Genomic DNA, 12,245 nt, shown 5'->3' on the forward strand with positions numbered 1-12,245 from the left:
GTCACTGGCCCAACAAAGGCCCCGCCCGGCAATAGGGCCAGGCGGGCGAAGGAAAAAAGCATGTTTGATGTAAAGAAAGTTTCAATCGAGCTGGGCGGAAAGACCCTCACGCTCGAAACCGGCCGTATTGCGCGTCAGGCTGACGCCGCCGTGCTGGCGACCTATGGCGAGACCGTGGTGCTGTGCGCCGTGACCGCCGCCAAGTCGGTGAAGGAAGGACAGGACTTCTTCCCGCTGACCGTCCATTATCAGGAAAAATATTCGGCCGCTGGCCGCATTCCGGGTGGCTTCTTCAAGCGTGAGCGTGGCGCGACCGAAAAGGAAACGCTGACCAGCCGCCTGATCGACCGTCCGATCCGCCCGCTCTTCCCCGAAGGTTTCTACAACGAAATCAACGTCATCGCCCAGGTGCTGTCGTTCGATGGCGAAAGCGAGCCTGATATCGTCGCGATGATCGCCGCTTCGGCTGCGCTGACCCTGTCGGGCGTGCCCTTCATGGGGCCGATCGGCGCTGCCCGCGTCGGTTACAAGGATGGCGAATATCAGCTGAACCCGTCGATGGACGAGGTGAAGACCGGCGAACTCGACCTGGTCGTCGCCGCCACCGGCAACGCGGTGATGATGGTCGAGTCCGAAGCCAAGGAGCTTTCGGAAGATGTCATGCTCGGCGCCGTCCTGTTCGCCCATGAAGCGAGCAAGAAGGTTGTCGATGCGATCATCCAGCTGGCTGAAAAGGCCGCGAAGGATCCGTGGGAAGTCGCCAAGGGCGAAGACCTGGATGACCTGAAGAAGAAGCTGAAGAAGCTGATCGGCAAGGACATCACGGCTGCCTACAAGCTGACCGACAAGTCGGCACGCTCGAACGCGATCAACGATGCCCGCGCCAAGGCGAAGGCGTTCTTCACCGAAGAAGGTCTCGACGCCCAGACCGTCATGGCCGGCATCAAGCTGACCAAGAAGCTGGAATCGGAAATCGTCCGTGGCGCCATCATCAAGGATGGCAAGCGCATCGACGGCCGCACCACCACGCAGATCCGTCCGATCGAAGCGATGGTCGGCTTCCTGCCGCGCACCCATGGTTCGGCGCTGTTCACCCGCGGTGAAACGCAGGCGATCTGCACCACCACGCTCGGCACCAAGGACGCCGAGCAGATGATCGACGGCCTGAACGGCGTCTATTATGAAAACTTCATGCTGCACTATAACTTCCCGCCCTATTCGGTCGGTGAAGTTGGCCGCTTCGGCGCGCCGGGCCGTCGTGAAGTCGGTCATGGCAAGCTGGCATGGCGTGCGCTGCACCCCGTGCTGCCCAGCAAGGAAGATTTCCCCTACACCATCCGCGTTCTATCGGACATCACCGAGTCCAACGGCTCGTCGTCGATGGCGACGGTCTGCGGCGGTTCGCTGTCGATGATGGACGCGGGCGTTCCGCTGAAGCGTCCGGTCTCGGGTATCGCCATGGGCCTGATCCTCGACGGCAAGGACTTTGCGGTTCTGTCCGACATTCTGGGCGACGAAGATCATCTCGGCGACATGGACTTCAAGGTGGCGGGCACGGAAGCGGGCATCACCACCATGCAGATGGACATCAAGGTTGCCGGCATCACGCAGGAAATCTTCGAAGTCGCCCTGCGTCAGGCGAAGGAAGGCCGTGCCCACATTCTGGGTGAGATGAACAAGGCCCTGTCCTCGACCCGCACCGAGCTGTCGGCTCACGCCCCGCGTATCGAGACGATCCAGATCGACAAGTCGAAGATTCGTGACGTCATCGGCACCGGCGGCAAGGTCATTCGCGAGATCGTCGCGGAAACCGGCGCCAAGGTCGACATCGACGACGAGGGCATCATCAAGATCAGCTCGTCTGACATCGACCAGATCGAAGCCGCCAAGAAGTGGATCCTCGGCATTGTCGAGGAAGCGGAAGTCGGCAAGATCTACAACGGCAAGGTCGTCAACATCGTCGACTTCGGTGCGTTCGTGAACTTCATGGGTGGCAAGGACGGTCTCGTCCACGTGTCCGAAATGAAGAATGAGCGCGTCGAAAAGCCGACCGACGTTGTGTCGGAAGGTCAGGAAGTGAAGGTCAAGGTCCTGGAGATCGATCCGCGCGGCAAGGTTCGCCTGTCGATGCGCGTCGTTGATCAGGAAACCGGCGAAGAGCTGGAGGACACTCGTCCTGCCCGCGAACCGCGCGAACCCCGTGGTGATCGCGGCGACCGTGGCGATCGTGGCCGTGGCCCGCGCCGTGATGGCGGCGACCGTGGTGGCCGTGGTGGTGATCGCGGTGGCGATCGCGGTCCGCGCCGTGACCGTGGCCCCCGCAGCGAAGGCCGTGGCGGCGATGACGACGGCTCCAACGCTGGTCTGCCGGACTTCCTGACTCAGGACTGATCGGTTCCAACCCATCAGGTTAAGCAAAATGAGAAGGGCGCCCCCGCCGGGCGCCCTTTTTCGTTAGAGCCCAAACTCCTTGACTTCGATCAATTGGAGATGGCCAAACTTCTGTTACTGTGCGGCGCGATTTCAGGGAGATAAGATGCAGCGTTCCAATGAAAGGTTCGTCGAGCGCCTGCCTCTCGTGCTTCGGCGGCCAGTATATGCCTATGCCGTATCGGCCCTGTTTTGTGGCATCGCCCTTGCCCTCAGGCTGTCCGCGCAGGACTTCCTGCCGATCGGCTATCCTTTCGTATCCTTCTTTCCCGCTGTCATCCTTTCGACCTTTTTGTTCGGGCTGCGTCCCGGCATATTTGCGGGGATCGTTTGCGGAATATTGTCCTGGTATTTCTTCATCCCGGCGGGTGCTGGCGGCATCCTTGATGGCGGAGTTATCCTCGCCCTTATTTTCTATGCGGCCGTGATCGCCATCGACATCGCGCTCATTCACCTGATGCAGCGGGCCAATTTCAACCTTGCCGTGGAACGGGAACGCAGCCGTACGCTGGCGGAAAACCGGGAACTTCTGTTCCACGAATTGCAGCATCGCGTTTCCAACAATTTGCAGGTCGTGGCCGCGATGCTGTCATTGCAGCGGCGCCATATAGACGATGAGCTGGCGAGCAGGGCGTTGGACGATGCCGCCAGCCGCCTCGCGCTGATTGGTCGGATCAGCCGTGCATTGTATGATCCGGCAGAGGATGGGCAGGACCTGCATGCCTTTCTGACACGGCTGACGGCGGATGTGCTGGAGGCGAGCGGGCGGGATGACATTCGCGTTACCGTCAGCGCTCCACCGGGCCTGACGCTGGAATCCCATGTCGCTGTGCCGCTCGCGCTGATCGTGGCGGAGGCGGTGAGCAATGCCATTGAACATGGCTTGCCCCATCGTGGCGGGACGATCGAGGTGTCTCTGGAGGATTCGAGCGGGACGCTGTCGCTGAAGATCGCTGACGATGGCGACGGCCTCTCTCCCGATTTCGAGATCGAGAAGGGCAATTCCATCGGCCTGCGCATTGCAAGTGCGTTGGCGAGCCAGCTCAGCGGACAGTTCGGCCTGCACGCACGGCCGGAAGGCGGCGCGATCGTCCGGTTGGACCTGCCCGTGCAGGCGCGTTGAGAGCCCGAAGCGTCCGCACGCTATTCTGCCGCTTGGCGAGTGCCATTCGCTCCGCTATGACCCGGCCATGCTGACGAAAACCATGACGCGCATTGGCGCTGCTACCGCCCCGGTTCTGCTTGCCGCCTTGCTCGCCGGCTGCGCCACGTCGAAGAACAAGGCCGACACGCAATATGTCGCCCGTGACGTGTCCACGCTTTACAATGCGGGCAAATATCGGCTCGATCGCGGGCAATATAAGATGGCCGCCGCCCTGTTTGACGAGGTGGAACGCCAGCATCCCTATTCCCCATGGGCGCGCCGGGCGCAGCTCATGTCCGCGTTCAGCTATTATATGAACAAGGATTATAGTGAATCGATCGCGGCGTCGCAGCGCTTTCTGGCGATTCATACCGGCAACAAGGACGCGCCCTACGCCTATTATCTGATCGCGCTCTGCTATTATGAGCAGATCGCCGACGTTACCCGCGACCAGAAGATCACGCAGCAGTCGCTGGATTCGCTGGGCGAATTGATCCGCCGCTATCCCGACACCCGTTATGCCGCCGATGCGCGGTTGAAGCTGGACCTGGTCAACGATCACCTTGCGGGCAAGGAGATGGAAGTCGGCCGTTTCTACCAGCGTCGCGGGCAGTGGTTGGCGGCGACGCTGCGTTTTCGCGTGGTCATCGACAAATATCAGACGACCACCCACACGCCCGAGGCGCTGGAGCGTCTGGTCGAAAGCTATCTCTCGCTCGGCATTCCGGAGGAAGCGCAGAAGGCTGCGGCTGTTCTGGGCAAGAACTATCCCGGCTCCAAATGGTATGAGCGTAGCTACAAGCTCATGCGGGAACATGGCGCGAAGGCGTAATTGCCGATTTACCGTCGCCCCAGTGGAACCTGGGGTCTCAGGCCATTGGGCACGACCCGGCGGCACGAGATCCCAGCTTCCGCTGGGATGACGTCTGGAGATCGGCCGCATTGCTGACCAATCTTTCCATCCGCAACGTCGTCCTGATCGAGGCGCTGGACCTGGAGTTCGGCACGGGCCTTGGCGTGCTGACGGGGGAGACCGGCGCGGGCAAGTCTATCCTCCTCGATTCGCTTGGGCTGGCGCTGGGGGCGAGGGCTGACAGCGGCCTCGTCCGCAGCGGAGAGGCGCAGGCCAGCGTCACCGCGACCTTCGACATTCCCCGCGCTGATCACAGGGCTGCCGAACTGCTCGGCAGCAACGGCATCGAACTGGATGCGGGCGAACCGCTCATCATTCGCCGCACGCTGAAGGCTGACGGGGGAAGCCGGGCATTCGTCAATGATCAGGCCTGTTCCGCCGCCTTGCTGCGTGACCTGGGCGGCACGCTGGTCGAGATACATGGGCAGCATGACGATCGCGGGCTGCTCAATCCGCGTGGGCATCGTCAGTTGCTGGACGTCTATGGCCGTTGCGACAGCGCCTCGGTGGCATTTGCCCACTCTGCCTGGCGCGCGGCGGCCGACCGGCTCGCGGAAAGTCGCGCGGCGGTCGAGGTGGCGGCGCGGGATCGCGACTATCTGACCCATGCCGTTGAAGAGTTGGCGCGTTTTGGCCCCGAGCCCGGCGAGGAAGCGGCGCTGGCCGAAGAGCGCGCGACCATGCAAAAGGGCGCGCGGCTGTCCGATGACCTGTCGACGGTGACGGATTGCCTCACCGGGTCGCATGGTGGGTTGGCGCAGTTGCGGCAGGCGGCGCGGCGGCTGGACCGCATGGTGGGTGAATATGAGCCACTTGCCGAAGTGCTCGCCGCCCTGGACCGGGCGGTGATTGAGGCGGGCGAGGCGGAGGATCGGCTGGCCAAGGCAGCGGATGCGCTCAGCTTTGATCCGGCGCGGTTGGACGCGATAGAAACGCGGCTGTTCGACCTGCGCGGATTGGCACGTAAGCATCAGGTCGCCGCCGATGATCTCGCTGCGTTGCGCGATGAGATGTCGGCAAAACTGGCCGCCATCGAGGGCGGAGAGGAGCATATCGCCGCACTGGAGGCCGACGTCGCCGCCAGCGCCGCCGCCTATCGCGATGCGGCGCAGGCGCTGTCCGCTCAGCGCAAGGACGCAGCGGCGCGGCTCGATGCGGCCGTGGCGGCGGAACTCGCGCCGCTGAAGCTCGACGCCGCGCGCTTCCGCACCACCGTCGCCGCGCTCGATGAAGGGCAGTGGAGCGCGCAGGGCATGGACCGGGTGGAGTTTGAAATTTCCACCAATCCCGGCGCGCCCTTTGCGCCTTTGGTGAAGATCGCATCGGGCGGCGAATTGTCGCGCTTCATTCTGGCGCTGAAGGTCGCGCTGGCGGAGCGGGGCGGGGCGGATACGTTGATCTTCGACGAGATTGATCGGGGCGTCGGTGGGGCGGTGGCATCGGCCATTGGCGACCGTCTGGCGCGGCTGGCGCAGAGCAACCAGATACTCGTCGTCACCCACAGTCCGCAGGTGGCCGCGCGCGGCGCTGGCCATATGCTGATCGCCAAGGCCAGTGACGGCACGGTGACCCGTACTGGCGTCCATGCGCTGAGCGACGGCGAGCGGCGCGAGGAGATTGCCCGCATGCTCTCTGGCGCGGAGATCACCGCCGAGGCGAGAGCGCAGGCGGAGCGGCTGCTCGAAGTCTGAACTGCTGCGGGCAAATGATCGCTTCTCGACAAGCTCGCCCTGAACGGGGATGGAGCAGATATGAGTGACTCGATCGACCCGACCCAGATGACTGAAGCTGAAGCTGCCAATCGCCTGATGCGGCTGGCCAGGGAAATTGCGCGGCACAATCGGCTCTACCATGATCAGGATCAGCCCGAGATCACGGACGCTGCTTATGATGCGCTGATCCGGGAGAATGGAGCGCTGGAGGCGGCTTTTCCGCAGCTCGTTCGCGCGGATTCGCCCAATGCGCAGGTCGGCGCCGCGCCCACTTCGGGATTGAAGAAGGTCCCGCATGCGGTTCGCATGATGAGCCTCGACAATGGCTTTTCGGACGAGGACATCGCCGAATTTCTCGCGCGTGTCCGGCGTTTTCTGGCGCTGCCGGACGGTGAGCCTATCGCGCTGACGGCTGAACCGAAGATCGACGGTCTGTCCTGCTCGCTCCGTTATGAAAAGGGAGAGCTACGCCTCGCCGCGACCCGTGGCGATGGCACGACCGGCGAGGATGTGACCGCCAATGTGCGCACCATCGGCAACATTCCCGACCGGCTGACCGGCGAGGACATACCCGACCTATTCGAGGTCCGGGGTGAGGTTTATATGGCGAAGGCGGACTTCGTGGCGCTCAATCAGCGCCTGCTGGCTGAGGCGGACGACCCGGAAAAGGCGCGGCAATTCGCCAACCCGCGCAACGCTGCCGCGGGATCGCTGCGGCAGAAGGACGCCACCGTCACCGCTAGCCGCCCGCTGCGATTCCTCGCCCATGGTTGGGGCGAGGCGAGCAGCCTTCCGGCTGAGACGCAACTTGGCGTCATGCAGGCAATCGCCCGCTGGGGCCTGCCGGTGTCGGACATGCTGACCTGCGTGGACTCGCTTGACGGATTGATCGCGCATTATCGCGGGATAGAGGCGGCGCGCGCCGACCTTCCGTTCGACATTGATGGCGTAGTCTACAAGGTGGACCGGCTCGATTGGCAGCAACGGCTGGGCTTTGTTGCCAAGGCGCCGCGCTGGGCGATCGCGCATAAATTCCCGGCGGAGCGGGCGCAAACTACGCTTGAAGCGATCGATATTCAGGTTGGTCGCACGGGCAAGCTGACCCCGGTCGGGCGGCTCACGCCTGTTACGGTGGGCGGCGTGGTGGTGTCCAACGTTACGCTGCACAATGCCGATGAGATCGAGCGCCTGGGTGTGCGGCCGGGCGACCGGATCGTGGTGCAGCGTGCCGGCGATGTCATCCCGCAGGTGGTGGATAATCTGACACGCGACGAAGCGCGCCCCGCTTTCCTCTTCCCCGATCATTGCCCCGTATGCGGGTCGGAAGCCGTGCGCGAAGAGGGTGAGGTCGATATCCGCTGCACCGGCGGCCTGATCTGCGGCGCGCAACGGTTCGAGCGGCTCCGCCATTTCGTCAGCCGTGGTGCGCTCGACATTGAAGGGCTGGGCGAGAAGACCATTCAGGAATTTCTCGACCTTGGATGGATCACCGAACCGGCCGACATCTTCCGCCTCAAACAGCATCGCGTCGCGCTGCTCGGGCGCGAGGGATGGAAGGAGAAGTCCGTCGATAACCTGTTCGCCGCGATCGAGGCGAAGCGCGTTCCGGACGCTGCGCGCCTGCTCTTCGGCCTTGGCATCCGGCACATCGGTGCGGTCACGGCGCGCGATTTGTTGAAACGCTACACGAGCCTGCCCGGCGTCAGAGCGCTGGCCGAGGAGATTATCGCCTTACGCGATGCCACCATCTGCGCCGAGGGTGAGGAGGAAGCACGCTTCCGCAATCGGCTGGACAAGGCGATCGCGGAGATGATCGGCGTCGAAAATGTGGGTTCGGCGGTTGGCCATGCGCTCGCCGACTTCTTCCACGAACCGCATAATCGGGAGGCGTGGGACGATCTGCTGTCCGAAGTCTCGCCGCCCGACTATGTGGTTGAAACCACCGCCAGCGCGGTGACGGGCAAGATCGTGGTCTTCACCGGCAAGCTCGAAACCATGAGCCGGGATGAGGCCAAAGCGCAGGCCGAGCGCCTCGGCGCCAAGGCCGCAGGGTCGGTTAGCGCAAAGACGGACCTGGTAGTCGCTGGCCCCGGCGCGGGATCGAAGCTGAAACAGGCGGCTTCGCTCGGGATCGAGGTGATCGATGAAGCGGCCTGGGCGGAGATTGTGAAGGCAGCGGGGTAGGGGCAGCACTAGCCACCCTCCTGAGATCCCAGCGGACGCTGGGATCTCAGGAGGGTGCGGCAAAGGTCGAACGAGACCCCAGCTTTCGCTGGGGTGACGCGGTAAAAGCTGCCGGGGCTTAGCTACCCACCCCTTCCACCTTATCCTGCGTCTTCGTATCAAAATCGCTTGCGTCGTGCCGTTCCCGAAGCTGTTCCTCCAGCGGACCACTCGCACGGTTCACGATCCTGCCGCGCTTCACGGCAGGCCGCGCATCGATCTGCTTCGCCCAACGCTGCACATTGGCATAGCTCTGCACGTCCAGAAATTCGCCCGCCCCCACATAGGTTCGGTCAAGTGCCACCCCGCCATACCAGGGCCAGATCGCGATATCCGCGATCGTAAACTCATCGCCAGCAACATATTCATTCTCGCCAAGCTGCTGATTCAGCACGTCGAACTGCCGCTTGACCTCCATCGCATAGCGATTGATGGCATATTCGATCTTTTCAGGCGCATAGGCGAAGAAATGGCCAAAGCCGCCGCCCAATAGGGGTGCGCTGCCCATCTGCCAGAACAGCCAGGACAGGGTCGCGGTACGCTTCGCCGGGTCAGAGGGAAGGAACGCGCCGAACTTCTCGGCCAGATAGACCAAGATGGCGCCGGACTCGAACACCCGCTGGGGCGGCGACATGCCGTGGTCCATCAGGGCAGGGATTTTGCTGTTCGGATTGACCGAGACAAAGCCGCTGCCGAACTGGTCGCCCTCGCTGATGTTGATGAGCCAGGCGTCATATTCGGCGCCCGGACGGCCCGCCGCCAGCAACTCCTCCAGCATGATCGTGACCTTTTGCCCATTGGGCGTGCCCAGCGAGTAGAGTTGCAGCGGGTGCTTTCCGACCGGCAGTTCCTTGTCATGGGTCGCGCCCGCGATCGGCCGGTTTATGTTGGCAAAGGCACCGCCATTGTCCTTGTCCCATGTCCAGACGCGAGGCGGAGTATAGCTTTCAATCATTTGGCAAAATGCTCCCATGGCGATGTCGCCCCGCAAGTAGGAAGCGTGGTCCTGTGCCGCAACGGTCGGGTTCAAGGGAAACGGCTTGGCCCTGCACATTTGACACGCCAGCGGTCGCAGCAATCCCGCGCATTGGCGCTACGTTGGTGACAAAAGGCCCATCGACGAGCACAAGGTGCACGCTTTCCGCCCGTGACGGGAAGCATAAAAAATCTGCATCCATCTCTTGACCGGCAATTTCATCGCTCCATATTCCGCGGCGCTGGCACTCTTCAAAAGAGAGTGCTAACAGCATCTGGTTCATACGGGAGAAGGAACGGCGTTCAGCAGATTTGCGGATAGGGAAATCCCCGCGATTGGACGTCCGACCCAACCCAATAGAGGGAAAGGCAACTCAACATGGCATTTCGTCCGTTGCATGACCGCGTTCTCGTTCGCCGCGTAGAAGCGGAAGAGAAGACTGCCGGTGGCATCATCATCCCCGACACCGCCAAGGAAAAGCCGCAGGAAGGCGAAGTCGTTTCCGTCGGCACCGGCTCCAAGGCCGAAGATGGCAAGGTGACCCCGCTGGACGTCAAGGCTGGCGACCGCATCCTGTTCGGCAAGTGGTCGGGCACCGAAGTCAAGGTCGACGGTGAAGACCTGCTGATCATGAAGGAATCGGACATTCTGGGCGTCGTCGCCTAACCGATCATTGATGTCATCCCGGCGAAAGCTGGGATTTCAGGCCTTTAAACGCGGCACCTAGCCGCACCAGATCCCAGCTTCCGCTGGGATGACGGACAGAGGAACAAAATCATGGCTGCAAAAGACGTAAAGTTTTCGCGTGACGCCCGTGAGCGCATCCTGCGCGGCGTCGACATCCTGGCCGACGCGGTCAAGGTGACCCTGGGTCCCAAGGGCCGCAACGTCGTCATCGACAAGAGCTTCGGCGCTCCCCGCATCACCAAGGACGGCGTCAGCGTCGCCAAGGAAATCGAACTGAAGGACAAGTTCGAAAATATGGGCGCGCAGATGGTCCGCGAAGTTGCTTCGAAGACCAACGACATCGCCGGTGACGGCACCACCACCGCGACCGTTCTGGCCCAGGCCATCGTTCGCGAAGGCATGAAGTCGGTTGCCGCTGGCATGAACCCGATGGACCTGAAGCGCGGCATCGACCTCGCTGTCACCAAGGTCGTCGAGGACCTCAAGGGCCGTTCCAAGCCGGTTGCCGGCACGAAGGAAATCGCCCAGGTCGGCATCATTTCGGCTAATGGCGACACCGTCGTTGGCGAAAAGATCGCCGAAGCGATGGAGCGCGTCGGCAAGGAAGGCGTGATCACCGTCGAGGAAGCCAAGGGTCTCGAATTCGAGCTGGACGTCGTCGAAGGCATGCAGTTCGATCGCGGCTACCTGTCGCCTTACTTCGTCACGAATCCGGAAAAGATGGCAGTCGAACTGGCTGATCCCTACATCCTGATCCACGAAAAGAAGCTGTCGAACCTTCAGTCGATCCTGCCGATCCTCGAAGCTGTTGTTCAGTCGGGCCGTCCCCTGCTGATCATCGCCGAAGACATTGAAGGCGAAGCGCTGGCGACCTTGGTCGTCAACAAGCTGCGCGGTGGCCTGAAGGTCGCTGCGGTCAAGGCGCCTGGCTTCGGCGACCGCCGCAAGGCCATGCTGGAAGACATCGCAGTCCTGACCAAGGGTGAAGTGATTTCCGAAGACCTCGGCATCAAGCTCGAGAACGTCACGCTCGGCATGCTCGGCACCGCCAAGCGCGTCACCATCGACAAGGACAACACGACCATCGTCGATGGCGCCGGTGATGGCGAAGCGATCAAGGGCCGTACTGAGCAGATCCGTGCGCAGATCGAGACGACCACGTCCGACTATGACCGTGAGAAGCTTCAAGAGCGTCTCGCCAAGCTGGCTGGCGGCGTTGCCGTCATCAAGGTTGGTGGTGCTTCGGAAGTCGAAGTCAAGGAGCGCAAGGACCGCGTCGACGACGCGCTGCACGCAACCCGCGCAGCCGTTGAAGAAGGCATCGTCCCCGGTGGCGGCACGGCTCTGCTGTACGCAACCAAGGCTCTTGAAGGCCTCAAGGGTGTGAACGACGACCAGACCCGTGGTATCGACATCATCCGTAAGGCTATCGAAGCGCCGCTGCGCCAGATCGCCCAGAATGCGGGCGTCGATGGTGCGGTTGTCGCTGGCAACCTGCTGCGCGAAAATGACGAGACCCAGGGCTTCAACGCCGCGACCGACACCTATGAGAACCTTGTCGCCGCTGGCGTCATCGATCCCACCAAGGTCGTTCGCGCTGCCCTGCAGGACGCGGCTTCGGTCGCCGGTCTGCTGATCACCACCGAAGCGTGCATCGCCGAAACGCCCGCCGACGACAAGGCGCCGATAGGCATGCCCGGCGGCGGCATGGGTGGCATGGGCGGCATGGACTTCTAAGTCCTTCGCTCACGCGAAAACGAGAAGGGCCGGTGGAGCGATCCACCGGCCTTTTTCTTTGGGGCTGCCGGAGCGAGGAAATTTCAGGCGTCGGGCCGTGGCTGATGCCATCGAGAATTGGCATTTCCCGCAAGAGGCATGGCGCAATTTCGCGACATGTTAGGGCATCATGCTTCAAATCGGCATAGCCTCCTATTGCCGTTCGCCCTGAGCCTATCGAAGGGTTCTATTTTTTTCAGGAAGAAGAGGGCTTCGACAAGCTCAGCCCGAACGGGGCAGGGTATTCGGATAAAAGCTATGCTGCTCCAGCTTGCGCAGGAGGGCTGGCGGGATTGCCCTTCCGAGCATTCTGTAGGGAAGTCTGAAGGTTAAGCGACCCGACAAAAGGGCGGAAAATGAAGGGAGCAGCCCCACATCCGACAG

General features: G+C 62.3%; 8 protein-coding genes. 7 read left to right on the forward strand and 1 reads right to left on the reverse strand.

Annotation, left to right across the window (positions count from 1 at the left end; genetic code table 11):
- Positions 1–60: 60 nt before the first annotated feature.
- The 5 genes from pnp to ligA all read left to right on the forward strand — a co-directional run bounded on the left by pnp (position 61) and on the right by ligA (position 8,383).
- Positions 61–2,391 (forward strand): polyribonucleotide nucleotidyltransferase, encoded by a 2,331-nt coding sequence (gene pnp, locus ACWNC0_RS12015; RefSeq protein WP_449471847.1) that lies wholly within the window; start codon positions 61–63, stop codon positions 2,389–2,391.
- Between the two features lie 145 nt (positions 2,392–2,536).
- Positions 2,537–3,553 (forward strand): sensor histidine kinase, encoded by a 1,017-nt coding sequence (locus tag ACWNC0_RS12020; RefSeq protein WP_449471848.1) that lies wholly within the window; start codon positions 2,537–2,539, stop codon positions 3,551–3,553.
- Positions 3,554–3,620: 67 nt separating this feature from the next.
- On the forward strand, positions 3,621–4,406 hold the full coding sequence (locus tag ACWNC0_RS12025; RefSeq protein WP_196226413.1) for an outer membrane protein assembly factor BamD: 786 nt from the start codon (positions 3,621–3,623) through the stop codon (positions 4,404–4,406).
- Positions 4,407–4,516: 110 nt separating this feature from the next.
- Positions 4,517–6,178: a DNA repair protein RecN gene (recN, locus tag ACWNC0_RS12030; protein WP_449471850.1), complete on the forward strand. Its 1,662-nt coding sequence runs from the start codon at positions 4,517–4,519 to the stop codon at positions 6,176–6,178.
- A gap of 60 nt (positions 6,179–6,238) precedes the next feature.
- Positions 6,239–8,383 carry an NAD-dependent DNA ligase LigA gene (ligA, locus tag ACWNC0_RS12035; protein ID WP_449471851.1) on the forward strand — a complete coding sequence of 715 codons (2,145 nt, stop codon included), beginning with the start codon at positions 6,239–6,241 and terminating at the stop codon, positions 8,381–8,383.
- Between the two features lie 118 nt (positions 8,384–8,501).
- Here ligA and yghU read toward each other — a convergent pair whose 3' ends face one another.
- Positions 8,502–9,377: a glutathione-dependent disulfide-bond oxidoreductase gene (yghU, locus tag ACWNC0_RS12040; RefSeq protein ID WP_449471852.1), complete on the reverse strand. Its 876-nt coding sequence runs from the start codon at positions 9,375–9,377 to the stop codon at positions 8,502–8,504.
- A gap of 399 nt (positions 9,378–9,776) precedes the next feature.
- Between yghU and groES the strand changes: the two genes are divergently transcribed.
- Positions 9,777–10,064: a co-chaperone GroES gene (gene groES, locus ACWNC0_RS12045; RefSeq protein ID WP_167302842.1), complete on the forward strand. Its 288-nt coding sequence runs from the start codon at positions 9,777–9,779 to the stop codon at positions 10,062–10,064.
- A 111-nt stretch (positions 10,065–10,175) separates the two neighbouring features.
- Positions 10,176–11,822, forward strand: a complete 1,647-nt coding sequence (gene groL / locus ACWNC0_RS12050; protein ID WP_449471854.1) for a chaperonin GroEL — start codon at positions 10,176–10,178, stop codon at positions 11,820–11,822.
- The last annotated feature ends 423 nt before the right edge of the window (positions 11,823–12,245 follow it).

It is taken from the genome of Sphingobium chungangianum (genome assembly GCF_977014255.1).